Source organism: Kineosporiaceae bacterium (genome assembly GCA_016713225.1).
Classification (GTDB): domain Bacteria; phylum Actinomycetota; class Actinomycetes; order Actinomycetales; family Kineosporiaceae; genus JADJPO01.
Genome location: JADJPO010000004.1, coordinates 362,734 through 386,708, shown reverse-complemented (window position 1 = coordinate 386,708; position 23,975 = coordinate 362,734). Strand labels below are relative to the sequence as shown.

24 protein-coding genes are annotated in these 23,975 nt (G+C 72.0%); 13 read left to right on the top strand and 11 right to left on the bottom strand.

Going from position 1 to position 23,975, the window contains the following annotated elements; all coding sequences use genetic code 11:
- The first annotated feature begins 2 nt into the window (after window positions 1-2).
- Genes IPK24_18245 through IPK24_18235 form a run of 3 tightly spaced genes read left to right on the top strand, consistent with a single transcriptional unit; the run spans window position 3 to window position 3,508 of the window.
- On the top strand, window positions 3-1,169 hold the full coding sequence (locus tag IPK24_18245) for a phosphosugar isomerase (protein ID MBK8077452.1): 1,167 nt from the start codon (window positions 3-5) through the stop codon (window positions 1,167-1,169).
- A gap of 3 nt (window positions 1,170-1,172) precedes the next feature.
- Complete coding sequence (locus tag IPK24_18240; protein ID MBK8077451.1) at window positions 1,173-2,105, top strand: cation diffusion facilitator family transporter; 933 nt, start codon at window positions 1,173-1,175, stop codon at window positions 2,103-2,105.
- 14 nt (window positions 2,106-2,119) lie between these two features.
- Window positions 2,120-3,508, top strand: a complete 1,389-nt coding sequence (locus tag IPK24_18235; GenBank protein MBK8077450.1) for a HAMP domain-containing histidine kinase — start codon at window positions 2,120-2,122, stop codon at window positions 3,506-3,508.
- On the opposite strand, the gene IPK24_18230 is transcribed toward IPK24_18235, so the two are convergent.
- A complete protein-coding gene (locus IPK24_18230) occupies window positions 3,450-4,157 on the bottom strand; it encodes a response regulator transcription factor (protein ID MBK8077449.1) in 708 nt (235 codons plus the stop codon). The two genes, IPK24_18235 and IPK24_18230, sit on opposite strands and share 59 nt — an antisense overlap.
- 67 nt (window positions 4,158-4,224) lie before the next feature.
- Between IPK24_18230 and IPK24_18225 the strand changes: the two genes are divergently transcribed.
- Window positions 4,225-4,854 carry a DedA family protein gene (locus IPK24_18225; GenBank protein MBK8077448.1) on the top strand — a complete coding sequence of 210 codons (630 nt, stop codon included), beginning with the start codon at window positions 4,225-4,227 and terminating at the stop codon, window positions 4,852-4,854.
- Between the two features lie 46 nt (window positions 4,855-4,900).
- On the opposite strand, the gene IPK24_18220 is transcribed toward IPK24_18225, so the two are convergent.
- The 3 genes from IPK24_18220 to IPK24_18210 form a co-directional block, all read right to left on the bottom strand.
- Window positions 4,901-5,743 (bottom strand): hypothetical protein, encoded by an 843-nt coding sequence (locus IPK24_18220; GenBank protein ID MBK8077447.1) that lies wholly within the window; start codon window positions 5,741-5,743, stop codon window positions 4,901-4,903.
- Between the two features lie 20 nt (window positions 5,744-5,763).
- On the bottom strand, window positions 5,764-6,438 hold the full coding sequence (locus IPK24_18215) for a hypothetical protein (protein ID MBK8077446.1): 675 nt from the start codon (window positions 6,436-6,438) through the stop codon (window positions 5,764-5,766).
- A gap of 120 nt (window positions 6,439-6,558) precedes the next feature.
- Window positions 6,559-7,197, bottom strand: a complete 639-nt coding sequence (locus tag IPK24_18210; GenBank protein MBK8077445.1) for a LysE family transporter — start codon at window positions 7,195-7,197, stop codon at window positions 6,559-6,561.
- Between the two features lie 159 nt (window positions 7,198-7,356).
- On the opposite strand from IPK24_18210, the gene IPK24_18205 reads away from it, so the two are divergent.
- Complete coding sequence (locus IPK24_18205) at window positions 7,357-8,832, top strand: adenosylhomocysteinase (protein MBK8077444.1); 1,476 nt, start codon at window positions 7,357-7,359, stop codon at window positions 8,830-8,832.
- A gap of 108 nt (window positions 8,833-8,940) precedes the next feature.
- Here the strand turns inward: IPK24_18205 and IPK24_18200 are convergent, their stop codons facing one another.
- On the bottom strand, window positions 8,941-9,501 hold the full coding sequence (locus IPK24_18200) for a hypothetical protein (GenBank protein ID MBK8077443.1): 561 nt from the start codon (window positions 9,499-9,501) through the stop codon (window positions 8,941-8,943).
- Window positions 9,502-9,526: 25 nt separating this feature from the next.
- Window positions 9,527-10,429 carry an RDD family protein gene (locus tag IPK24_18195; GenBank protein ID MBK8077442.1) on the bottom strand — a complete coding sequence of 301 codons (903 nt, stop codon included), beginning with the start codon at window positions 10,427-10,429 and terminating at the stop codon, window positions 9,527-9,529.
- Window positions 10,430-10,451: 22 nt separating this feature from the next.
- On the opposite strand from IPK24_18195, the gene IPK24_18190 reads away from it, so the two are divergent.
- Window positions 10,452-11,447, top strand: a complete 996-nt coding sequence (locus IPK24_18190; GenBank protein ID MBK8077441.1) for a stage II sporulation protein M — start codon at window positions 10,452-10,454, stop codon at window positions 11,445-11,447.
- A gap of 111 nt (window positions 11,448-11,558) precedes the next feature.
- Here IPK24_18190 and IPK24_18185 read toward each other — a convergent pair whose 3' ends face one another.
- From IPK24_18185 to IPK24_18165, 5 genes are read right to left on the bottom strand one after another with little or no spacing between them, the layout of a single operon-like run.
- Window positions 11,559-12,851: a DUF58 domain-containing protein gene (locus IPK24_18185; protein MBK8077440.1), complete on the bottom strand. Its 1,293-nt coding sequence runs from the start codon at window positions 12,849-12,851 to the stop codon at window positions 11,559-11,561.
- Window positions 12,852-12,873: 22 nt separating this feature from the next.
- Entirely contained in the window at window positions 12,874-13,836 is a 963-nt protein-coding gene (locus tag IPK24_18180; protein ID MBK8077439.1) for a MoxR family ATPase, read from the bottom strand.
- Window positions 13,833-15,008: a DUF4350 domain-containing protein gene (locus IPK24_18175; protein MBK8077438.1), complete on the bottom strand. Its 1,176-nt coding sequence runs from the start codon at window positions 15,006-15,008 to the stop codon at window positions 13,833-13,835. Before IPK24_18175 ends, IPK24_18180 begins: the two co-directional genes overlap by 4 nt.
- Window positions 15,005-15,616, bottom strand: coding sequence for a DUF4129 domain-containing protein (locus tag IPK24_18170; protein ID MBK8077437.1), 612 nt, complete (start codon window positions 15,614-15,616; stop codon window positions 15,005-15,007). Before IPK24_18170 ends, IPK24_18175 begins: the two co-directional genes overlap by 4 nt.
- 10 nt (window positions 15,617-15,626) lie before the next feature.
- Window positions 15,627-16,835, bottom strand: a complete 1,209-nt coding sequence (locus IPK24_18165) for a hypothetical protein (protein ID MBK8077436.1) — start codon at window positions 16,833-16,835, stop codon at window positions 15,627-15,629.
- A gap of 110 nt (window positions 16,836-16,945) precedes the next feature.
- Between IPK24_18165 and IPK24_18160 the strand changes: the two genes are divergently transcribed.
- The 7 genes from IPK24_18160 to IPK24_18130 all read left to right on the top strand — a co-directional run bounded on the left by IPK24_18160 (window position 16,946) and on the right by IPK24_18130 (window position 23,928).
- Window positions 16,946-17,623 (top strand): response regulator transcription factor, encoded by a 678-nt coding sequence (locus tag IPK24_18160; protein MBK8077435.1) that lies wholly within the window; start codon window positions 16,946-16,948, stop codon window positions 17,621-17,623.
- Window positions 17,624-17,634: 11 nt separating this feature from the next.
- A complete protein-coding gene (locus IPK24_18155; GenBank protein ID MBK8077434.1) occupies window positions 17,635-19,257 on the top strand; it encodes a HAMP domain-containing histidine kinase in 1,623 nt (540 codons plus the stop codon).
- Complete coding sequence (locus IPK24_18150; GenBank protein ID MBK8077433.1) at window positions 19,254-19,844, top strand: hypothetical protein; 591 nt, start codon at window positions 19,254-19,256, stop codon at window positions 19,842-19,844. The genes IPK24_18155 and IPK24_18150 overlap by 4 nt, the downstream gene beginning before the upstream one ends.
- Window positions 19,760-21,115: a GerMN domain-containing protein gene (locus tag IPK24_18145; protein ID MBK8077432.1), complete on the top strand. Its 1,356-nt coding sequence runs from the start codon at window positions 19,760-19,762 to the stop codon at window positions 21,113-21,115. The genes IPK24_18150 and IPK24_18145 overlap by 85 nt, the downstream gene beginning before the upstream one ends.
- A 127-nt stretch (window positions 21,116-21,242) precedes the next feature.
- Window positions 21,243-21,959, top strand: coding sequence for a ComF family protein (locus IPK24_18140; protein MBK8077431.1), 717 nt, complete (start codon window positions 21,243-21,245; stop codon window positions 21,957-21,959).
- A gap of 62 nt (window positions 21,960-22,021) precedes the next feature.
- Complete coding sequence (raiA, locus tag IPK24_18135; protein MBK8077430.1) at window positions 22,022-22,672, top strand: ribosome-associated translation inhibitor RaiA; 651 nt, start codon at window positions 22,022-22,024, stop codon at window positions 22,670-22,672.
- Window positions 22,669-23,928 carry a YcaQ family DNA glycosylase gene (locus IPK24_18130; GenBank protein MBK8077429.1) on the top strand — a complete coding sequence of 420 codons (1,260 nt, stop codon included), beginning with the start codon at window positions 22,669-22,671 and terminating at the stop codon, window positions 23,926-23,928. Before raiA ends, IPK24_18130 begins: the two co-directional genes overlap by 4 nt.
- Window positions 23,929-23,975 lie beyond the last annotated feature (47 nt).

The window sequence follows — 23,975 nt, the reverse complement described above, 5'->3', positions numbered from 1 at the left end:
ACATGGCACTCGACGAACAGCTGCTGGACGACGCCGAGGGACTGGCGGGCGCCGATCCCTCGGGCAGCCTGCGCGCGCTGGCCAGTGCCGGCGCCCAGGTGCGGGTCTCGATGCGCGCCACCGCCGAGGCGGAGGTCAGCCGGTTGGTGGGGGACGGGCGTCCCCGGTCGGTGGTGGTGGCGAGTCTGGGCGGATCAGCCGTGGTCGGCGACGTGTTGGCCATGTTGGCCGGCAGTGGATCACCGGTGCCCGTGACGGTGCGCCGCGGGTTGCCGTTGCCGGGGTGGGTCGGCCCGCTCGATCTCGTGGTCGCCGTGTCGATGTCGGGACGTGCGCCGGGCCCCCTGGGGCTGGCTGCCGAGGCCGCTCGGAGGGGCTCTCGGCTGCTGACCGTGGGGATGACCGGTTCGCCGCTGCAGGAGGTGGCCCAGCGCACCGGCGGGGTGCACGTGCCGGTACCACCGCCGGCCAGCCCGGCCGCGCGAGCCTCGCGCATGGGGATGTGGTCGTTGCTCACCCCGGTGTTGGCTGCCGCCCATGCCGTGGGCTTGACCGACACCTCCGACGCAGTGCTCGAGAGCGTGGCCGACCGGCTCGATGCCCGGGCCGCGACGTACCGGCCGGCGTCCGAGGCGTTCGTGAACCCGGCCAAGACGCTGGCTCTCGATCTGGCCGACAGCGTGCCGGTGGTGCTCGGCGACGGTGACGTCACGGGTGTCGCGGCCAGCCGCGCCGTGGCCATGCTGGCCCGCACCGCGCGGGTGCCGGCGATGCGCGGTGCCCTGCCGGACGACGCCGGCGATGTGGTGGCCACCTTCGGTGGGCCGTTCGCCGCCCGTGCGGAGGAGGACGTGTTCGCCGATCCGTTCCTGGACGGTCCGGGTCGGGTCGCCTTGCGGCTGCTGCTGTTGCGCGACGCCGAGCCGAGCGTGGATCGCCCGGACGGCACCTGGCTGGTGACCAGCCGTACCGCGGACGCCGTCCGGCTGACCGCGCAGGAGGCCGGCGTGCGGGTCAGTGAGGTCAGCGCCGAACCCGGCCACCCGCTGGAGCGTTTCGCGGACCTGGTCTCGCTGACCGACTTCGCGGCCACCTACCTCGCCCTGGCCTCGGGGCTGGACCCACTGACCTCTCCGCATGTGGCGGACCTGCGCGATCGGACTCGCTGAACGATGTCGACCGAAGGTGGCACCCGCGCCATCGTTGCTGCCCTGGCCGCCAATCTGGGGATCGCCGCGACCAAGTTCGTGGCGTTCCTGCTGACGCGGTCCAGCTCCATGCTCGCCGAGTCGATCCACTCACTGGCCGACTCGGGCAACCAGTTGCTGCTGTTGATCGGTGGCAAGCGGGCGAGCCGGGCGGCGACCGCCGAGCACCCGTTCGGCTACGGCCGCCAGCGGTACGTCTACGCCTTCATCGTCTCGATCGTGCTGTTCAGCGTGGGGGGCCTGTTCGCACTCTACGAGGCGTGGCACAAGTGGTCGCACCCCGAGCCGATCGAGGCCTGGAAGTGGGTGCCGATCGCGGTTCTGGTGGTGGCCATCGGGCTGGAGTCCTTCTCCTTCCGTACCGCGATCGCCGAGTCCAATCACGTACGAGGGCACCGTAGTTGGGTCGATTTCGTGCGCACCGCCAAGGCCCCGGAACTGCCCGTGGTGCTGCTGGAGGACCTGGCCGCCCTGGTCGGTCTGGTGTTTGCGTTGTTCGGTGTGGGCATGACCCTGTTCACCGATGACGGCCGCTGGGATGCGGCCGGCACCGCCCTGATCGGGGTGCTGCTGGTGGTGGTCGCGGCGGTGCTGGCGATCGAGATGAACTCCCTGCTGATCGGTGAGGGGGCGACCCGCGAACACCTCACGGCGATCGAGACCGCCCTGGTCGGTGTCGGCGTCGAACGGGTCATCCACATGAAGACGTTGCACCTGGGGCCGGACGAGCTGCTCGTGGCGGCCAAGATCGCCGTCGGGCCCCAGCGGCTGGCCTCCGACGTCGCCCGGATCATCGACGACGCCGAGGCTCGGGTGCGCAGCGCCGTCCCGATCGCCCGGGTGATCTACCTCGAGCCGGACGTCGATCGCGTGGGTGCCGCGGCGTCCCTCACCTGATCGGTACCCGGGTCATGACGGCGGGCGACACGGTGCGGCTGTCGTCGATGGTGCAACGCACCATCGTGGTGGTCAGCGCGTTGGCCATGCTGTTGTTCGCGGTGCCGCTGGCCGTGGTGGTCGGTGGCCTGTACCGCGGTGAGGCACAGGAGCACCTGGCCCGCGACGCCGAGCGCTCCCGCTCGGTGCTCACTCCGGCGGTCCTGGCCCAGCCGTCCACGATCCCCTCGGTGCTCCCGGTTCCCCACGAGCCGACGGTGGTGATCGGGGTGTACGACGGCACCGGCCTACGGATCGCCGGGGAGGGCCCGGCTCGGGCCGACCCGATCACCGGCCGGGTCTCCGCCACGGGTGTCGAGGAGTCGGCCCGGCTCGGCTCCGAGCTGGTGACCGTCGTCCCCCTGACCGAGGATGCCGACGCGCCGGCCGCGTACGTGGTGCGGGCCGCCGAGCCGTACGCCCTGGTGCAACACATCGTGTGGCTCACCTGGGCGCTGATGGCCGCGCTGGCCCTGGCGGTCCTGGGCCTGGCGGCTGCGCTGGCCCGTCGCCAGGCCCGACGGCTCGCCCAGCCGCTGCAGCAACTCGCCGAGTCGGCCGCTGCTCTGGGGCAGGGTGATTTCTCGGTGCGCCCGAATCGTTCGCGGGTGCGAGAGGTGGACGACGCCGGCCGCAACCTGGAGCTGACCGCCCGCCGCCTGGGCGGCATGCTCGAGCGGGAACGCGCCTTCAGCGCCGATGCCAGCCATCAGTTGCGCGGGCCGCTGACCGCCGTGCGGATCGGTCTCGAGGCCTCCCTGCTCACCCCGGGCGCCGACCTGCGCACCTCGGTACAGGACGCTCTGAGCGATCTCGACCGGCTCGAGCGCACGGTGCTCGACCTGCTGGCATTGGCCCGTGACACCCGGCGGGCGACCGAGTGCATCGATGCCGGTGCACTGGTCAGGGACGTGGTGCAGCCCTGGTCACGGCGGCTGGCCGATGCCGGGCGGGCCCTGATCACGGCCCTGGACGACGAGCTGCCCGGTGCGCTGGTGTCGCCGCCCGCGCTGCGCACCGTGCTGGACGTCCTGCTCGACAACGCCTTGACGCACGGGGCGGGCACGGTGCGGGTGGCTGTGCGCAGTGCCGACCAGACGGTCATCGTCGAGGTCGCCGATCAGGGGGAGGGCCTGCCCGATCCCACCAGCGCCGGCGCCGAGGTGATCTTCACGAGGCGCTCACCGGATGCTCGCGGTACGGGGATCGGCCTGGCGCTGGCCCGCTCGCTGATCGAGGCCGACGGCGGTCGACTCGAGGTGACCTCGCGTCGTCCGGCGATCTTCGCCGCGGTGCTGCCCGCGGTCAGTTCGCCGCAGCCCGACCCGGCGGGTCGTACCGGTACCCGAAGCTCCGCAGGGTGACGATCCGGTTCGGGTCCTCGCCGTGATCGGCGAGCTTGCGCCGTAGCGAGGAGACGTGCATGTCGAGCGTCTTGGTCGACCCGGTCCAGTTCTCGTCCCACACCTGCGACATCAACTGGTCGCGGCTCACCGCCTGCCCGGCCCCCGCCACCAGGGCGGCGAGCAGTTCGAACTCCTTGGGTCGTAGCGGCACCTCGCGGCCGGCGACGTCACAGCGGCGGGCACCGAGATCGAGGTTCAGCGCCCCGAGTCGGACCACCTGCGAGTCCGCGGGGCCCAGCACCGGGGTGAGTCGGCGCAGGTGGGCGCGGATGCGGGCCAGCAGCACCGGCAACCGGAACGGCTTGGTCAGGTAGTCGTCGGCACCGGCCTCGAGCCCCAGCACCACGTCGACGTCATCAGCGCGGCCGGACAGCACCACGATCACCGTGGCGGGCAGCACGGCGCGCAGCTGGCGGCACAACTCCACGCCGTCCAGGTCGGGCAGGCCGAGGTCGAGCAACACCAGGGCGGGGGTCTCGGTGCCGGCCAGCTCGAGCGCCTCGGCCGCGGTCAGCGCCCACAGCGGGTCGTACCCCTGGCCGCGCAGTGCCCCGACCATCGGCCGTCCGATCGCCTCGTCGTCCTCGACGAGCAGGATGCTCGTCACCACGGGATCAGCCACGGCCACAGCCTACGAGCAACACCTGCGGTGACGGCGACGGTACGGTGCCCTGGTGTCCGCCTATCTGGAGCCGATCCTCCACTTGCCGCCGGGTCTGGCCTATCTGGTGATCGGTTTGCTGGTCTTCGGCGAGGCGGCGGTGTTCGTCGGGTTCGTGTTGCCCGGTGAGACGGCCGTGGTGCTCGGTGGGGTGCTGGCCTCACAGGACGTGATCTCGATCTGGGCGCTCGGCGTCCTGGTGGTGATCGCCGCGATCGTGGGGGACAGCGTGGGCTACGAGGTGGGGCGTCACTACGGCGACTCGGTGCTCGATCTGGGGCCGCTGCGCCGTCACCGGTCCCGGCTGGACGGCGCGCGCGACTTCTTGCGGACCCGCGGTGGGTCGGCGGTCTTCCTGGGGCGCTGGACGGCGTTCCTGCGGGCCGTGATGCCCGGTCTGGCCGGACTGAGCCGGATGCCCTACGGCACCTTCCTGGCCTACAACGCCCTGGGTGGTGTGGTGTGGGGCGTCACGTTCTGCCTGGTCGGCTACCTGGCGGGCAACTCCTACCACCTGGTCGAGAAGGTGATCGGCCGGGGCGCGGCGGTGATGACCGTGGTCGTCCTGGTGGCAGCCGTCGCGTTGTGGCATCGGCATCGCCGTCGGCAGGAGCGCAGCGAACCGGACTCCCACCCCGCCTGAGCCGCACGGGTCGCGTGAGCCGCACGGGTCGCGCTGGTCGCGGTGGTCAGGCCACGATGCGGGACGGCAGTCCGGTGCGCTCCGTCCGCGGCCGCCGTCCCCGGGTGTCGGCCGCGCTCACGAAGATCGAGAAGCCGACGTCCGGTGCCGTCTCGGTGCTGACGGTGCCGCGGATCTCGATCGCCGGCGGCAGCAGGGTCTGGCGTTCGGTCGGGGGCAGACACAAGAGGCCGGCGCGCGCGGTGGTGATCTCGACCCGGGCCGTCTCGTCGGTCAGCTGGGCGAACATCCGGCTCCGTCCGAGGCGGTCGGCGAGCTCCTCCGGTGCGAATCCCCGCACCCGGTCGACCGTCGCGACCTTCCGCCACATCCGGTAGGCCGCCTGGATCTCGCCTTCGGCGCCCACCGTGACCTGCATCTTGGCCCCCGGGCCGAGCAACGGCACACCTTCGACGGTGAAGCCGAGGTTGACCTGGGTTCCCGTGACGTAGCGGCGAGGTTCGGAGCGCGGCTCCCGGCTCACCAACACCTCGGCCTCGACCACCGAGACGACCCGGGACTCGGCCGCACCGGGACGGAACGGGGCGAGGAACTCCTCCGCTCGGCGCACGGCGTCCGCCTGGTCCAGGCCGCGTTCGGTGGCCGAGTCGAGTTCGTTCGTCCGGTCCACGATGTCGAGCCGGAAGGAGTCGGTGGCGGCGTAGATCTCCAGGCTCATCCGATCGGTCCGCGCGACGTGCCACAGGCCGCGGTCCTCGAATCTCGCCTCGACGCCCAACCGCGCGGCGAGGACGGCGCGCGAATCCTCGTCCCAGCGGGCCGGGACAGCGTGCAGAACGGGGTACTCGCCGGGCAGGTCGAGCTCGGGCAACGTGATGGTGACAGCCATGATCGTGGTCTCCGGTCCGGTCAGCAGGCGGCGCGGGCGTAGAACAAGGTGGTGGGGTGAACCGGGTCGGCCGAGACCGAACCCTTGCCCCACCAGTGGTCGGTGTAGGTGGTGGTGCCGTCGGCGTCGGCGCGCAGATAGGCCCACTCGGTGTCCGAGCCCTCGGTGTCCTGGGCGGCTTTGATCCAGGCCTCCCGGACCGTCCAGCCGGCGTTGAGGTACTGCGCCAGCAGCCGGCCGCGGTCGGGTTCGTCGCCGGTGGTGGTGTGGAAGCCGAGCATGTAGTGCAGGCCGGCGAAGCAGCGCCAGCCCCAGCGGTCGAAGACCCCGTCCCGTTCGAGCACGTTGCAGGCGTCGAGGGCGATGAACTCCAGATCGAGGTCGCCCCAGAGGATCTCGGTGTTCTTGGCCACCGCGTCGTCGATACTGCGCCCGAAGTAGAACCGATCGGGTGAGCCGTGCCCCGAGAAGAACACGGCATCCACCGAATCGGCCCAGGTGCTGTCGCTGCCGCTGGCGGGCGAGCCCACGCCGGACGCCTCGAAGTCCTGATCCCAGGCCCAGTCGTCGCCCCAGTTGAACTCCCGCACGGCCGCGAGGGTGGTGTAGAACCCCTCGGCCTGGGCCTTGGTGTTGGACAGGTTGCCCTGCAACCCGTTGTACTCCTGCACCCACTCGATCCCGATGCTCGCCATGTCCGTTCCACACCCTGCCTATCCCGGGGACAGATCTTCCGGTGGGCAGGAGTCCGCGGTGGCCGTCCTGGATACATCCTGGATGCATCCGGGATACATCCGAGACCGTGCGGGTTCGGGTCAGCTCAGGGCGAGTCGGACCGCGTATCCCAGCACGATCAGGTACCCGATCACGCCGACGGCGGTGCGCACGCCGTCCGGCAGTCGTTCGCCGGCGGCCGCGCCGATGCCGACCAGTGCCAGCTGCCACGACAGCGAACCGATGAACACCCCGAGAATGAACGTCGTGGCCGCACCCGGTCCGCTGATCGCCAGGCCGGTGGCCAGCACGACGAAGTACACCGCGGTGAGCGGGTTGATCGCCGTGAGCGCCACGAAGCGGCCCAGGACGGCGCCGGGGCGCACCAACGTGCCGCCCGGCTCGGGGGGCCGGCCAGGCTCGGCATCCGCCGCTGCCATCGAGGGGGCGCCGGCACCGCGGAGCCCCAGCAGCCCCCGGACGGCGACCCCCACCAGCACCGCGGCGCCGATCAGGTGGACCCAGCGCTCGTGCCCGGCGAGGGCTCGCGAGACCACCGTGCCGGCGGTGACGGCGACGATGGCATACGTCAGGTCGACCAGGGCCACTCCCAGGGCACCCGCAGCCGCCGGCCGCCAGCCGTGGGCGAAGGCCTCGTGCAGCAGCAGCACGCTGATGGCGCCCAAGGGCAGCGCCAGGGCCAGCCCGGCCACCAGGCCCTGCAGGAACATGCTGAACACGCCTGACACCGTAGGGGGCGTTAGCATGGGGTTTCTGCTCGGCGTCGGTGATGCCGCAGGCCCAGAGGGGCCGCGCCGGGGTGAGTGTGCTCGGCTTCAGCCTGCGCTCACCCGTCCCGATGTCCCGTGCACGACCCACACCTGTCGAGGAATGACGCCATGACGTTCGAGTACAAGGTCGCTGACCTGGCCCTGGCCGAGGCCGGCCGCCACGAGATCCGTCTGGCCGAGCACGAGATGCCCGGCCTGATGGCGCTGCGCACCGAGTTCGGTGCCAGCAAGCCGCTGCGGGGAGCCCGGATCACCGGCTCGCTGCACATGACGGTGCAGACCGCCGTCCTGATCGAGACCCTGGTGGTGCTCGGTGCCGAGGTGCGCTGGTGTTCCTGCAACATCTTCTCCACCCAGGACACCGCCGCCGCAGCCGTCGTCGTCGGCCCGAACGGCAGCCTCGACGCGCCGTCCGGGGTGCCGGTCTTCGCCTGGAAGGGCGAGACCCTGCCCGAGTACTGGTGGTGCACCGAGCGGGCCCTCGACTGGTCCGCCGGTGCCACCGGGGTGGCCGGCCCGAACATGATCCTGGACGACGGCGGCGACGCCACGCTGCTGGTGCACAAGGGCGTGGAGTTCGAGGCCGGTGGCGCGGTGCCGACCACGGCCGAGGACGACAGCGAGGAATGGGCCTGCGTGCTCGACCTGCTGCGCACCACGCTGGCGGCCACGCCGCAGCGCTGGACGACGGTCGCGGCCGAGATCAAGGGCGTCACCGAGGAGACCACCACCGGGGTGCACCGGCTCTACGAGTTCGCGGCGCAGAACCTGCTGCTGTTCCCGGCGATCAACGTCAACGACGCCGTCACCAAGAGCAAGTTCGACAACAAGTACGGCACCCGGCACTCGCTGATCGACGGCATCAACCGGGCCACCGACGTGCTGATCGGCGGCAAGGTGGCCGTGGTCTGCGGTTACGGGGACGTCGGTAAGGGCTGCGCCGAGTCACTGCGCGGACAGCGTGCCCGGGTGCTGGTCACCGAGGTCGACCCGATCTGCGCGTTGCAGGCGGCGATGGACGGCTACGAGGTGGTCCGGCTCGACGAGGTGATCGACCGTGCCGACTTCGTGATCACCGCGACCGGCAACAAGGACGTGGTGACCGCCGAGCAGATGAGCCGCATGAAGCACCAGGCGATCATCGGCAACATCGGTCACTTCGACAACGAGATCGACATGGCCGGCCTGGCCCGCTTGCCCGGGATCGAGAAGGTGGAGCTGAAGCCGCAGGTGCACGAGTGGCGTTTCCCGGCGGACGGCGAGCGTCCGGCGCACAGCATCATCGTGCTGTCCGAGGGCCGGTTGCTGAACCTGGGCAACGCCACGGGCCACCCGAGCTTCGTGATGTCGAACTCGTTCACCAACCAGGTGATGGCCCAGATCGAGCTGTTCACCAAGCCCGACGACTACTCGCGCCCCGGCGCTGAGACCGTCTACGTGCTGCCCAAGCACCTCGACGAGAAGGTGGCCCGCCTGCACCTGGACGCCCTAGGCGTCCACCTCACCGAGCTGTCCAAGGCCCAGGCCGAGTACATCGGTGTCCCGGTCGAGGGCCCCTACAAACCCGACCACTACCGCTACTGACCCACCCAACCCGCTCATGCTCCGCGGGTGACCGCTCATGCTCCGCAGATGACGCGTTTCGAGGCCGCTCAGCCCGAATCAGCCGTCACCTGCGGAGCATGAGCAGGTTCAGGGGGTCAGCCGCTGCAGCCAGGCCCGGTTGTAGCGCTGCACCATCGCCGGGTAGGCGTTGACCAGGACGTCGAACAGCAGCGTCCAGCCCATGGCGTCCCACCACCCCAGCCAGGCCTGGACGACGGCCACCGGCAGCACCGCGACCAGCACCACCAGGTGGGCGGTCTCGGCCCGCAGCATCTGCTGCTCCAGCCGGGCGATGGCCTGCGGCGTCCGCTCACCGTGCAGCCGCAGCCCGCGGGAGAAGATCGACAACGGGCCGCGTCGCAGCAGTTTCTTGGCCACCCGGACGCCGAGCAGCTCGTAGAGCCGGCCCCGGAGTTCGACCGGGCGCAGCCGGTACACCCACGGTGGCAGCCGGACCTGCACCGCGGCGTCCACGACGGCGAACCACGCGGTCGGGAACCACACCGTGAAGAACGAGAACCACACACTGCGCGCACCGAAGGCGACGTATCCCCACCACATCACCCCGGCGAAGCCGACGGTCACCCCGGCCACGGCCAGCGTCCTGGCCAGGGTGGAGGTCGGGATAAAGATCCGGGTGAAGGTCACGGCATCGTCCTGGCCGCAGGCCCGATCAGGGTGGCGGTACGGCGGGCGTGGCGGGCACGGCGGACGGGCCGGCCGGCTCGATCAACCGGCTCGAGCCGGGCGACAACACATCGGCCCGGACGCGGCGGTCGGCGCGGGCCGCGCGCCGTTGCTCCAGCGCGATCAGCTGACCGAGGGCACGGCGGTGCCGCTCGGCGAGTACGGCCACCAGGTACTCCTCGGGATGCACCGCCATCGGCGGCGGGGGCGCGACGAAGCGGGACATGTCGGCGGCCAGCTGCCCGCCGAGCCGAGCCCGCGAGGCAGGGTTCAAGGTGGCGATGCGATTCAGGAACTGCCGGGCCGCCACCGCCAGCGGGTCGGGCAGCCGCGCGATGTCGGCCCCCGTGATCCAACCCGCCAGATGGTGTGGTACCGGTGGCAACGGCGGGGGCGGGGTCGGGGCACGGTCCCGGACGACGAAGGTTCCGGCCATCAGGTCGCCCAGGCGCTTGCCGCGAGGGTTGGCCAGCGAACAGATCAGCGCCCCGGCACCGCTGAGGCTGTAGATCTCGAACACGGCGACCAACGAACGCATCAACGACTGGCGCCACCGCACCGGCCCCCCGTCGTCGCGCACCACGCGCAGGCCCGCGGCGGCCTTGCCGGGGGAGCGGCCTCTGCTGAGCGATTCCCAGGTGGCGGGCAGCAGCACCAGCAGCCCGACGGTCAGCACGACGCCCACGGCGGCCAGCGCCGCGGCGTCCAGCGAGAGCGAGAGCGCCCCGAGCACGATCAGCAACACGATCGCCAGGACGACGATGATGACCAGGTCGAGCAGGTAGGCGAGGGCTCGGCTGGCGAAGGAGGCCGGGCGCAGATCGAGCACGACGGCTTCGCCGGTGACCAGAGCCTCCGGTAACAGCAGGTCGTCGACGCCCTCCGGCATGTCTCGAGGCTAACCTGCCGGAGTGGATGTCGATGCGTTCGCCGCGGTGCACGCCGCCGAGTGGGACCGGCTGGAGGCCCTGGGCCGTCGTCGCCGGTTGAGCGGCGCGGAGGTCGACGAACTGGTCGACCTCTACCAACGTGCCGCCACCCATCTCAGCGCCGTGCGTTCGGCGGGCGGCGATCCGTTGGTGGTCGGCCGGCTCTCGCGCATCGTGGCCACCGGACGCAGCGCTCTCACCGGCGGCCACGAGCCGATCACCCGTGAACTGGTGCGATTGGTCACCGTGTCGTTCCCTGCGGCGGTCTGGCGCAGCCGATGGTGGACGGCGGGCGCCGCGGCCTTCACCGTGATCATCAGCCTGGTCGTGGGCTACTGGGTGGCCGGCAACCGGCAGGCGCAGTCGGCGCTGGGCACCGACGAGGAGATCCGTCGGCTGGTCGAGGTCGACTTCGAGCGGTACTACAGCGAGAACCCCGCCACCAGCTTCGCCGCCCGGGTCTGGACCAACAACGCCTGGGTCGCTGCCCTGTGCATCGCCTTCGGCATCTCCGGGGTCCTGGTGGTCTACCTGCTGTTCCAGAACGCGTTGAACGTCGGGGTGACCGCCGGCCTGATGGCCGCCCACGACCGTCTCGGGCTGTTCTTCGCGCTGATCACCCCGCACGGGTTGCTGGAGCTGACTGCCGTGTTCGTCGCGGCCGGTGCCGGGCTGCGGTTGTTCTGGGCGTGGGTCGACCCCGGTCCCCTCCCGCGCTCGCGGTCCCTGGCCCGCGAGGGCCGTTCGATGCTCACCGTGGCGATGGGGCTGGTCGGCGTCCTGCTGGTCTCCGGCATCGTCGAGGCCTTCGTGACGCCGTCCCCGCTGCCCACGTGGGCTCGGATCGCCATCGGCGCCGTGGTCTGGATCGCCTTCCTGGCCTACGTCTGGCACTTCGGACGCCGCGCCGCCGCTGCCGGCGAGACCGGCGACCTTCGCGCCGACCTGATCGAGGACACCCTCCCGGTCGCCGGCTGACAACCCGCTCATGCTCCGCGGCTACCCGTTCAGCCCGGGATGAAGACGTTGTCATGCGTCCCCTGCGGAGCATCACGCGTCACCCGCGGAGCATGAGCGGGTTGTGTGGGGTTACAGGCGGCCGGTGGCCTTGAGGTTCAGGTAGCGGTCGGCCAGGCGGGGGGGTAGGTGGTCGGGAGTGCCGGTGACGACCTCGACGCCGAAGCGGCGCAGCTCGGCGGCCAGGCCGTCCTGGTCCAGCAGGGTTCGGGTGGCGGCGGCGGCCCCGTAGACGGCGTGGGCGTCCTCCCGGCCGGCGGCCATCTCGGCCAGCGCGGGGTCACTCACCGATGCCAGCACCACCAGATGATGACTGGTCAGCTGAGCCAGCACCGGCAGCAGCCCCTGGTCGACCGCCGCCGAGTCCAGCGAGGTCAGCAGCACCACCAGCGCCCGGTGGCTGAGCCGGGCGCGCACCGTGGCGACGATCGTCGTCCAGTCGGCCTCGACCAGGTCGGCCTCGAGCGGCGCCATCGCCTCGACCATGGCGGGCAGCAGCTCGGTACGTGAGGCGCCCTCGACCCGGGCCCGCACCCGCCGGTCCACGGCGAGCAGATCCACCCGGTCACCGGCCCGGGCGGCCAGGGCCGCCAGCAGCAGAGCGGCATCCATCGAGGCGTCCAGCCGCGGTTCGTCGCCGATCCGGGCGGCCGAGGTCCGCGAGGTGTCGAGCACGATCAGCACCCGCCGATCCCGTTCCGGACGCCAGGTGCGCACCACCACCTGCTGGCGCCGGGCCGTGGCGCGCCAGTCGATGGCCCGCACGTCGTCGCCGATCACGTAGTCGCGCAACGAGTCGAACTCGGTGCCCTGACCCCGCACCTGCAGGCTGGTGCGGCCGTCGAGTTCGCGCAATCGGGCCAGCTTGCTCGGCAGGTGCTTGCGCGAGGTGAACGGCGGCAGCACCCGTAGCCGCCCCGATGCCGCGAGCGTGCGCTGGCGCGCCCCCAGCCCCAGCGGGCCGACGCTGCGCACCGTCAGACCGGTCGCCAGCCGGTCGCCCCGGCGCACCGGACGCAGCTGCGTCACCACCCGGCGCCGCTCACCTGCCGGGACGACGAGCTGCTGGCGGGTCGGATGCGCTCCCGCCGAGGGTTGCCAGGCATCCCGGACGACGCCGCGCACCGCCCGCGGCCCGGTGTTGGTCACCAGCACGGCCGAACTGGTCGGTTCGCCCAGGCGCACCGAGCGCAGCGGTTCACGGGTCACGGTCACCGTGGTCAACCGACCGGCCAGGGCCAGGTCGATCCCCACCAGGGCGATCACCACACCGACCCAGCCGAGCAGCATCGCCCACCCCGGGGCGAGCGCCACCGGCACCGCCCCCGCCAGGGTGAGCAGCGCCGTCCGGCCGGTGATCGCCATCAGGACCCGATCTCGGCCGGTCTCAGCGCGGCACCGGCACGGTGGCCAGCACGCTGTCGAGCACGGCGTCCGTCGTGGTGCCCTCCAACTCGGCCTCGGGGCGCAGCTGCACCCGATGGCGCAACGTCGGCCGCGCCAGCGCCTTGACGTCGTCCGGGGTGACGTAGTCGCGCCCCGACAACCACGCCCAGGCGCGGGCGGTCGCCAGCAACGCCGTCGCACCACGTGGCGAGACCCCGAGCGACAGCGACGGCGCGGCCCGGGTGGCGCGCACCAGGTCGACGATGTAGCCCATCACCTCGGGGGTGGCGTTGACCGCTCGTACCGCGTCCTGTGCGGCGGCCAGGTGTTCCGGGCCGGCGACGGCGTGCAACCCGGCGGCGGCCAGATCACGCGGGTCGAAGCCGTTCGCGTGCCGGTTGAGTACCTCGAGCTCGACCTCCCGCGGCGGCAGCGGCATCGTCAGCTTGAGCATGAACCGGTCGAGCTGCGCCTCGGGCAGCGGATAGGTGCCCTCGTACTCCACCGGGTTCTGGGTGGCGGCCACGAGAAACGGCGCCGGCAGCGGCCGGGGGACGCCGTCCACGCTGACCTGCCGTTCCTCCATCGCCTCGAGCAGGGAGGCCTGGGTCTTCGGTGGCGTCCGGTTGATCTCGTCGGCGAGCAGCAGGTTGGTGAACACCGGCCCCTCGCGGAACGAGAACTCGGCGGTGCGGGCGTCGTAGACCAGTGATCCGGTGACATCGCCCGGCATCAGGTCGGGGGTGAACTGCACCCGGGTGGTCCGCAGTTCCAGCGCGGTCGCGAACGCCCGCACCAGAAGGGTTTTCGCCACCCCGGGCACGCCTTCGAGCAGCACGTGACCCCGGCACAGCAGGGCGATCACCAGGCCCGAGACGGCGGCGTCCTGGCCGACGACGGCCTTGGCCACCTCGGCGCGCACCCGGGTGAGTGCCTCGCGGGCTTCGGTGGGGTCGTACGTCATGATCCGTCCCGAGGGTCTGGTCGCGGTGCGCCGGTCGGCGCGCTGACATCCTGCTCGATCGCATCGATCCGGCGCGCCAGGCGCACCAGCGCGGCGTCGTCCGGCGGGACGGCGCCCAGCAACGTCTCGTGAAGCTCGCCGACGGAACCACCGGTCGACTCGGCGATACGGGCGATCAGCGCCTCGGGCTGTCCGTTGGCAGCCTCGAACCGGCGGGCCAGCCGACGCAGTGTCGCGGTCCGCAGGGTGGCGGCCACCCGATCGCGGGCGCGGGCCTGCCGATACAGCCGGGCGCGACCCTCCTCGGTCTCCACGGCCCGCACCACGACCGGTAGCGGTTCGGCCACCAACCGGCCGAGACGCCGGCCGCGCCAGAGCATCACGACGAGCACCGTCAGCCCTGCCATGGCCGGCATCCACCCCACCCAGCGCGGCATCAGTTCACCCAGGGTCGGTGCCTGGCCGTCACCGAGTTCGGCCGGATCGGCGATGTACCACTGCAGCACCGGCTGGCGACCGAGCAGCCGGAGCGCCAGGGCGGCATTGCCATCGGTGGCCAGGTAGGCGTTGCGCAGGATGTCGGCCTGCCCGATCACGGCCAGGTGCCGTTCGCCGCGCTCGATGACGGCCACCGACCCGTTGTCCGTGCCCGCCCCCTCGGGGTAACACAGCGTGGCCCGGCCCTGCTCCGGGTCGGCGTCGACGCTCGGGCGATACAGCAGCCCGCCGCCGCGGACGGTGCCGGCGGCGATGGCATCGGGGTCGGCGCACGAGGGCTCGGTCGAACCCGCGGTGGTGGTGCCGTCGGGGAACAGCGGCAGCTCGAGTGATTCCAGCGCGAGGGCATTGGGTCGCAACACGACCACGTCGGCGGGCGTGCGGGACAGTCCCGCCAGGACGTCGTCCGGGGTCAGCCGGGGGTCGGCGACGAAGATCGTGCGCCCCGCGCCCGCGTCGAGATCGTCGCGACTGCGTACCACGTCCACCCGGACGCCGTGCGAGCGCAGGGTCTGGGCCAGCGCTCGGGTTCCCCGGGGGGCGGGGGAGTCGGGGTCGAGGTCGCCGCTCGCGGTCGGGGTCAGCAGGGCACCGAGGGCGGCCACCGCCACCATGGTGACGGCGACGATCGCCGGCCAGAACCAGCGCCGGCGCCGCAGCGGGGTGGACCTCACGCGAGCACCGGCCGCGCTGCGCCCAGGGCCTCGTCCACGGACTGCACCTGCAGTGCCGACTCGCGCGTCGCGGCGCGCCCGCCGTACCGGACGGCGCCGAAGATGTCCGAGGCCAGCCGCACCTGGTCGGCCAGGTCCGGCAGGGTGGTGCGGATCTCCGAGGCCACCTCACCGGCCGTTCGGCCGGGGCGGGGGGCCAACAGTGTGCGTTCCTCCAGCTGCCTCACGATGGCCCGGAAGCGTTCCACCACAGCGGTTTCCCAGTCGCCCTGAGCCACCGCCCGATCGGCTGCCGCCCGGTGTTCGGCCGAGGTCAGCTCGGCCTCGTCGCCGAAGATGCCACCGGGTCCGGCGGTGGGCCGCACCGGGCCGATGCCGCCCGATCGCCAGATCGCGTAGCCGATCACCAGCACCACGATGACGGCGACCGCGGCCAACGCCCACCCCGAGCCGGACACCGCGGGCAGCTGCGACAGCAGGTCTCGGATCTGGTCCCACAACCAGGTCAGGGCGCGCTGAACCGGGCCGGGCCGGGCCCGCGCGTACTCGCCCTTGGCCAGTTCCTCGGCGGCCCAGCGCCGGGCCTGCTCGCGCGTCGGATCGAGCACGATACGCCGTTCAGCCGGCCACGCCGGCGGCCCGCGCCAGCTCGACGTCCAGGCCCTCGGCCCGCATCCGGCGGTCGATGTACAGCAGCGAGGTCACCGCGGCGGAGAACGGGGTGATGACGGTGCCACTGATGATCTCGGCCAACCCGCTGAGCAGGGTGGCCGTCACCAGACTGCCGGTGCTGCCCTCGTTGGCGGCAGCCAGGAAGCCACCCAGCTGACTGAGGGGAATCGCCAGGATCGAGGCCGCGAAGCCGACGACCAGCGAGGTCAGCACCAGGATGCCGAAGATGCGCCACCACGAGCTGCGCACCAGGGCCGACGAACGTCGCAGCGCAGCGACCGGACCGATGTCCTCGAGCAGCAGAGCCGGTGCGGCCAGTGACAGCTTCACCCACAGGTAGGGGCCGGTCACGATGACGGCGATGCTGCCGAGGGCGACACAGATGGCCACCGCGGCAATGGTCGACGCGCCCGCGGCGACCAGGGCGAACCCCGCGGCGGTGAAGATCGCCGCGACGATCAGGAAAGCGGTGAACGGGATCAGGGTGCTCAACAGACTGACGCCGATCACGGCCCAGATCCGCGGTTTGACCCGCTGCCACAGTGCCCTCGCCGAGGTGCGGCGGCCGAGCACCGCCTCACTCACCGCACGCACCAGCATGGCGCTGAGCACCGTGGTGGCGATCGCCTTGACCATGGTGCTGAGCACCAGGCCGCCGACGCCGCCGACCAGCGGTGCGAGGCTGGCCGGGTCGAAGTCGCCGGTGACGGCGGCGTCCTCGGCCACGTTCTGAAAGTCGAAGATCGCGGCCAGGTAGTAGAACTGCGGCCCGAGTCCGATCAGGGTGACCACGATCGTCACCACGGCGGAGATGCCCATCATGGTGCGCGGATTGGTGCGGATCGCCTGGAACGACCCGTCGAAGATCTCGCCCAGGCTGATCGGCCGTAGCGGGATGATCCCGGGCTTGGGCCGCCAGTTCTGAGCGGCGTTCGGCAGCCCGGGCGGGCCGTAGCCCGGTGGGCCGTACCCCGGGGGTGGGCCGTACCCAGGTGGTGGGCCGTAGCCCGGTGGTGGGCCATACCCCGGGGGTGGGCCATACCCCGGCGGTGGCGACTCGGACCCCGTGGGTGAGTCGTACCCGGGCGGCGGGCCACCCCACTGCGGAGCGCTGCCCCATTCGGTCGGTCCGGGTGGCCCGGGCTGCTCGGTCACGTGCTGCCCCCTCGTCGATGGCCGGTCGTGACGGCTCGATTCTGCCGCTAAACGCACGACAACAGCTCCACGGTGCCCGCCCGGTGCGTCGTCGGTGCCACCATGTGCGCATGAGAGGACGTGTGCTGGTGGTCGACGACGACACCGCGCTCGCCGAGATGCTCGGCATCGTGTTGCGTGGTGAGGGGTACGAACCGGTCTTCTGTGCCGACGGTTCGGGTGCCCTGGAGGTGTTCCGGGCCACCCGTCCCGACCTGGTGTTGCTCGACGTGATGCTGCCCGGGCGGGACGGGATCGAGGTCTGTCGGCAGATCCGAGGTGAATCCGGGGTGCCGATCGTGATGCTCACGGCCAAGACCGACACCGTGGACGTCGTGCTGGGCCTGGAGTCGGGCGCCGACGATTACGTGGTCAAGCCGTTCAAGGCCAAGGAACTGGTGGCCCGGGTCCGGGCACGGCTGCGGCGCACCGACGAACCGGCCCCCGAATTGCTCGACCTGGGCGATCTGACCATCGACGTGGCCGGACACGCCGTTCGGCGGGGCGAGGAGCCGATCGCTCTCACCCCGCTGGAGTTCGACCTGTTGGTGGCACTGGCCCGCAAACCCTGGCAGGTGTTCACCCGCGAGGTGTTGCTGGAGCAGGTCTGGGGGTATCGCCATGCCGCCGATACCCGGCTGGTCAACGTGCACGTGCAGCGGCTGCGCTCGAAGATCGAGCGTGACCCGGAGCGCCCCGAGATCGTGGTGACCGTGCGCGGAGTGGGGTACAAGGCCGGACCCGCGTGACACTGCTCGCCATGGTCCGTCGTGCACTGCGCCCGCACGTCCGGGCGATCCGGGGGCGGTGGCGGCGCTCGCTGCTGCTGCGGGTGATCGCGGCCACGGTGGCGCTCGGCGTCGTCGTCCTGCTCGTGGTCGGCCAGTTGCTGCTGCAGGCGATCAGCGACGGACTGGTCGACTCGGCGCGCACCGCCGCTCAGAACGATGCCTCGCAACAGGTCAAGAACACCTTGACCAGCCGTGCGGACCAGACCTTCGACGGTGGGCAGGAGTTCCGGACCTGGATCCGCGACACCCTCAACGGCCTGCACGGTCCGGCCGACGACCCGTTGCGGTACGTGGCCCTGCGCAAGGAGATCAACACCTCGCCCGGCCCGATCAGCGACCAGAGCCTGGGGGTGGACGCCAGCGCCATCCCGGTGGATCTGCGCCGGTCGGTGGCGCTCAACCGCAACCGGTTGGTCACCGAGGTGCTCACCCTGCCCATGGGCGAGGCCGGCGAGACGGTCGACAAGCGGGTGATCGCCGTGGGCACCCTGGTGGATCTGGGCACCATTGCCGCCGGGTCGGACGAGCCGATCGGTGGCACTTACGAGCTCTACTTCGTCTATCCGCTCGACCGTGAGGTCGACATCCTGGCCGATGTCCAGCGCACATTCCTGGTGGGCGCCGTGGCCCTGTTGGTGCTGATCGCCCTGGTCGCCTGGGTGGTCACCCGTCAAGTGGTCGATCCGGTGCGCCAAGCCGCGCTGGCCGCCGAACAGCTGGCCTCGGGCCGCTTCGATCGGCGGATGCCGGTGCGCGGTGAGGACGAGCTGGCGCGCCTGGGCCGGGCGTTCAACGAGATGGCCGCCAGTCTCGAGCGCCAGATCCATCAGTTGGAGGAACTGTCCCGGGTCCAGCGACGGTTCGTCTCGGACGTCTCGCACGAGCTGCGGACCCCGTTGACCACCGTGCGGATGGCGGCCGAGGTGATCCACGAGGCCCGCTCAGCCCTCGAACCGACGCTCTCGCGCAGCTCCGAACTGCTGGTGACCCAGCTCGACCGGTTCGAGTCGCTGTTGTCGGACCTGCTCGAGGTGAGCCGATTCGATGCCGGTGCCGCGGTGCTCGAGACCGACCCGGTCGACGTCCGCAAGATCGTGCATCGGGTGGTCGATCACCTCCGGCCGCTGGCCGATCGCAAGGGGGTGCGGCTGCTGGTGCACGAGCCCCGCGGCACCGTGATCGCCGATGTGGACAGCCGCCGGGTCGAACGGGTGCTGCGCAACCTGGTGGGTAACGCCATCGAGCACGGCGAGGGCCGCCCGGTCGAGATCCGGGTGGCGATGGACGACGCCGCCGTGGCGATCGGGGTGCGCGATCATGGCGTGGGCCTGAGCCAGGCCGACGTCCGGATGGTCTTCGACCGGTTCTGGCGGGCCGATCCGGCTCGCGCCAGGTCCACCGGCGGGACCGGACTGGGTCTGGCCATCGCCTTGGAGGACGCCCACCTGCACGGGGGCTGGTTGCAGGCCTGGGGTGAGTCCGGCCGCGGGGCACACTTCCGGCTCACCCTGCCGCGCCAGGGGGGCCAGGTGCTCTCCGGTTCGCCACTGCCCCTCGTGCCGGCCGAGGTGGCGCCCGTGGGGCGGGTATGACCCGCCGCAGCCCGGTGACCTCGCCGACCTCGCTGACCTCGCCGACCTCGCCGACGTCGACGAGGTCGCTGACCTCGCTGACCTCGGTGATCGTGATCATCCTGACCCTGGCCGGGTTGGTCTCGGGGTGCGTCAGCATCCCCGATCAGGGGCCGATCCTGCAGGGGCGCACCATGGTCGACGCCCCGCGCCCACCCCGGGTGAAGTTCTATGCCGCCTACCCGTTGCCGGGGGACACCCCCACCCGGATCGTGCAGGGCTTCATCCGCGCCGCCAAGGACTTCTCGGTCGACCACCAGGTCGCCCGCAGCTACCTCACCCCCGAACAGCGCACCCGGTGGCGGCCGGACGCCGCGGTGGTGGTCTACCGCGGCGAGGCGCGGGTGGTCGAGGACACCGCCTCGCCGTCCCGCTCGCCGGGCGCGACCCCCTCCGCGACCTCCTCCATGACCTCCTCCATGACCTCCTCCATGCCGCGCCGGCGCCCGGGGCTCGCGCCGCGGTGCACCTGCAGGTCGACGCCGCAGCCCGGGTGGACGGCGCCGGGATCTACCAGCCCTCGCCGTCCGGCGACGTGGCCGAGGTGACCGTGCACCTGGTCGCGATCGAGGGCGAGTGGCGGATCAGCGATCCGGCCGACGGGGTGCTGATCTCGGAGGACGACTTCCAGGCGACCTTCGCCGACGTCCCGCTCTACTTCCCCGACCCCACCGGGCGCTGGCTGGTGCCGGACGTGCGCTGGTTCCCGGTGACCTCGGTGCCCAGCGTGGTGGTCACCGCGCTGCTCGAGGGGCCGTCGCGCTGGCTGCGGCAGGCCGTGATCACGCCCGCGCCGACGGGGACGGCGCTGACCGCCGTCGGGGTGCGGGTCGGCGGAGGGCTGCTGACCGTCGACCTGAACCGTCAGGCCCTGCAGGCCACCCCACCGCAACGTCAGATGCTCGCGGCCCAGTTGCAGGCCACGCTGACCGAGTCGGCCCGGGTGCTGGAGTTCACCACCGGGCAACTCGCCCTGACGGTCGATCGGGCCCGCTTCGAGGTCACCCAGCTCGCCGCGCCGGCCCCTCGACCCGCCGACGAGGCACCCCTGGATTCCCGTCCGGTGGTGCTGGACGACCAGAATCGCCTGGCTCGCGTGGAGGGCGCCAAGCCGGTTGTCGTGCCGGGGCTGGCGGCCCTGGGCTCCGATGCCACCCGACCGGCGGTCAGCTCGGACGGCACGGTGTTCGCGGTGCTCACCCGCGGCGGGACCACCCTCACCACGCTGTCGGCCGGTGCTGCGCCGCAGCCCCAGGTCGAGGCGCCCGGCCTCACCGCGCCCTCCTTCGACCCCTACGGCTGGGTCTGGACCTCACCGGCGGCCTCCTCCGGCACCCTGACGGCGATTCGGGGGACCCGCCAGCTGCGTGTCCCGGCCCCGTGGCTGGCCGGCTTCACCGTCGCCTCGGTGCGCCTGAGCCGCGAGGGAGCCCGCGCGATCGTGGTCGCCCACCGCGGCCGCCGCTCCTACATCTTCGTCGCCGGTGTCGCCCGCGATGGCACCGGGACGCCGGTGAGTCTGGCGGGGACACCGCTGCTGGTGGCCACCGACCTGCAGTCGGTGCGGGACGCCGCCTGGCTCGATGCCCGCCGCATGATGGTGCTCGCCGCGGCGCCGCCCGCGACCCAGACGCAGGTGTTCACCGTCGAGATCGGCGGGAAGACCTCCGGTGGCATCGCTGCCCCCGGGGGGCTGAGCCTGACGGTGGGGGGCAGCGTGAACGACCTCTGGGTCCAGACCGACCAGGGCGTGCGCTACCAGTCGGGCGGCGGCCTGATCGCGCTGCCGGGCGTGCGCTGGCCGGCCATGCCGGGCTGAGTCCTCGGCGAACAGACCTCGCGACGTCCGCGTCGTGGCGGGCACATCCGGCCCGGTTCGTCCCGCCGTCCACAGCCACGGCCCCCGCGCGGGCGAGCTGCGGCTCGGCTGGGTCACTGTGGCGGGCGTGATCCTCCAACCGCTGCTCGATCTGGTGTTGCCCCGCGACTGTGCCGGGTGCGCGGCGCCGGACGTGGCGCTGTGCCCGCCGTGTCGGGCACAGGTCGAGGCGCCGGCTCGCTGGGTTGCCGCCGGGGACATGCTGTGGCCCGTGGCCTGTTGCGGCCGCTACGAGGGAGCAGTGGCTCACCTGGTGCACCGCTGGAAGGACGGCGGGCGGCGTGACCTCACCCCGGTGTTGGGTGCCGCCCTGGCCCGCGCCGTGAGGCTGCTGCCGGGGGTGGTGTCGGGGGTGGTGTCGGGGGTGGCGCCGGATCGCCCGGTCCAGGTGGTCCCGGTGCCGTCCGCACCGGGGGCGGTCCGCCGCCGCGGTGGCGATCTGGTGGCCGACCTGACCCGGGACGCCGCGCGCCGAGTGCCCGGGGCACGGGCGGCGCCGGTGCTGCGCCAGGTCCGTCGGATCGCCGACCAGGCGGGTCTGGGCGCGGGGGAGCGGGCACGGAACGTGTCCGGGGCGTTCGGGTTCACCCGAAGGGGTGCGCGCCGACCGGGACAGCCCTGCATCGTGGTCGATGACGTGGTGACCACGGGAGCGAGCCTCGCAGAGGCGGTTCGGGTGCTGCGTTCCGGTGGTTGGGACGTGCTCGGGGTGGCCACGGTCTGCGCGACGCCGCGTCACCATCCCCGACGCGCCGATCCTTCGGATGACCGCTGTCGGGTGTGACCAGACTGGACTAGCGTGGGGCTTCAGGAACGACTCCCCCTTCGAGATGCAGGAGGTCTTCCGTGGAGATCGTGATCACCGGCCGCCACACCGACGTGTCCGAGCGGTTCCGTCGACTCGCCGAGGAGAAGTTGGCCAAGGTGGGCCAGCTCGCCCCGAAGGCTCATCGGGCCGACGTGGAACTCTCGCACGAACGCAACCCGCGTCAGACCCAGACGGCCGAGAAGGTCGAGATCACCCTGCGCGGCAAGGGCCCGGTGATTCGCGCCGAGGCCCGCGCCGAGGAGTCAGGCGCCGCCCTGGACCTCGCCCTGGGCAAGCTGCTGGAGCGTTTGCGCCGCAGCGGCGATCGCCGCAAGGTGCACCATGGCCGGCAGCGACCCGCCTCGGTGCGCGTTCCCGGGGCGCTCGCGGTCAACGGCACGGCGGCAGCCGTCGTCGAGGACGACTCGGCCGAGCTGGAGGACCCGTACGCGGACCAGAACCCCGACAGCCCCGTGGTGATCCGTACCAAGGATCACTCGGCTCCGCCGATGACGGTCGAGCAGGCGCTCTACGAGATGGAACTGGTGCAGCACGACTTCTTCCTGTTCCAGGATGCGGAGTGCGGTCTGCCGAGCGTGGTCTACCGCCGTCACGGCTGGAACTACGGCGTGATCCGGCTGACCGTTCCGAATGCGCCCGGCGCACCGGCTGCCGAGGACTCCGACTGACCGAACGACCGACCGTACGACCGACCGAACGACTCACGCCGGCCCAGGCCCGCCGGATCGCCGTTGCCGCGCAGGGCCTGGGCCGCTCACATCCCCGAGCGGCCGTGGGGCCACGTCACCTCGACCGCGTCATCGACGCCGTCGGGGTGGTGCAGATCGACTCGGTCAACGTGCTGGTCCGCAGCCACTACCTGCCGGTGTTCTCCCGGCTGGGTCCCTACCGGCGCGAGCTGCTCGATCGCGCCGCGCACCGCGCGCCGCGCCGGCTCGTCGAGTACTGGGCACACCAGGCCTCCTACACCACCCCCGCCACCCACGCGCTGCTCGGCTTCCGCATGGTCCGAGCCCACGCGGAGACCTGGTCGGGGCTGCGTCAGGCTGCCGCCGAGCACCCTCACCTGCTGGACGACGTCCGCGCGGTGATCGCCGCCCAGGGGCCACTGACCTCGGCCGAGATCGAACAGCAGCTGGGCCGCCGCGCTCCGGCCGACCGCGGCAACTGGGGCTGGAACTGGTCGCACGCCAAGATGGCCATCGAGTACCTGTTCCACGCCGGTGACCTGGCCAGCGCCGGTCGGACCACGCGATTCGAGCGGCGCTACGACCTGCCCGAGCGGGTGCTCGGCGCGCACCTGGCCCTCGCCGCCCCGCCGGAGGAGGCCGAGGCCTGTCGTGAACTGGTGGCCATCGCGGCCCGCGCCCACGGCATCGGCACCGAGGCCTGCCTGCGCGACTACTTCCGACTCAGCGCGGGGCAATCGCGCAAGGCGGTCGCCGAGTTGGTGGAGGATGGCCGGCTGGTCGAGGTGCAGGTGGCGGGGTGGCGTCGTCCGGCCTACCTCGACCCGGCGGCACGGATCCCGGCGCGCCTGGGCGGGTCGGCGTTGCTCAGCCCGTTCGACTCCCTGGTCTGGTTTCGCCCACGCACCGAGGCCTTGTTCGGGTTCCACTATCGGATCGGGATCTACACCCCCGCGGCCCAACGCACTCACGGGTACTACGTGTTGCCCTACCTGCTCGGTGACCGGTTGGTGGCCAGGGTGGACGTCGCCGCGAACCGAGCGGCCGGCGTGCTGTCGGTTCCCGGGGCCTGGTTGGAGGAGCCGCCGGCGCGGGGACGGATCGGCGCCGGCGACGTGGCCCGGGCACTGGCCGCCGATCTACGCGCGATGGCGCAGTGGCTGGGGCTGGACGACGTCGTGGTGGGCGAACGCGGTGACCTCACCGCGGCGTTGCGGGCACTCGGCCGGTGGTGAGGCAACCGGCGCCGGCGGTTCGATCGAGCGCGTAGGATGCCGTCGCG

Coding starts and splice junctions, on each gene's coding strand:
- IPK24_18245 (MBK8077452.1), top strand. CDS start 3: ATGGCACTCGACGAACAGCTGCTGGACGACGCCGAGGGACTGGCGGGC.
- IPK24_18240 (MBK8077451.1), top strand. CDS start 1,173: ATGTCGACCGAAGGTGGCACCCGCGCCATCGTTGCTGCCCTGGCCGCC.
- IPK24_18235 (MBK8077450.1), top strand. CDS start 2,120: ATGACGGCGGGCGACACGGTGCGGCTGTCGTCGATGGTGCAACGCACC.
- IPK24_18220 (MBK8077447.1), bottom strand. CDS start 5,743: ATGGCTGTCACCATCACGTTGCCCGAGCTCGACCTGCCCGGCGAGTAC.
- IPK24_18215 (MBK8077446.1), bottom strand. CDS start 6,438: ATGGCGAGCATCGGGATCGAGTGGGTGCAGGAGTACAACGGGTTGCAG.
- IPK24_18205 (MBK8077444.1), top strand. CDS start 7,357: ATGACGTTCGAGTACAAGGTCGCTGACCTGGCCCTGGCCGAGGCCGGC.
- IPK24_18195 (MBK8077442.1), bottom strand. CDS start 10,429: ATGCCGGAGGGCGTCGACGACCTGCTGTTACCGGAGGCTCTGGTCACC.
- IPK24_18185 (MBK8077440.1), bottom strand. CDS start 12,851: ATGGCGATCACCGGCCGGACGGCGCTGCTCACCCTGGCGGGGGCGGTG.
- IPK24_18180 (MBK8077439.1), bottom strand. CDS start 13,836: ATGACGTACGACCCCACCGAAGCCCGCGAGGCACTCACCCGGGTGCGC.
- IPK24_18160 (MBK8077435.1), top strand. CDS start 16,946: ATGAGAGGACGTGTGCTGGTGGTCGACGACGACACCGCGCTCGCCGAG.
- IPK24_18155 (MBK8077434.1), top strand. CDS start 17,635: ATGGTCCGTCGTGCACTGCGCCCGCACGTCCGGGCGATCCGGGGGCGG.
- IPK24_18150 (MBK8077433.1), top strand. CDS start 19,254: ATGACCCGCCGCAGCCCGGTGACCTCGCCGACCTCGCTGACCTCGCCG.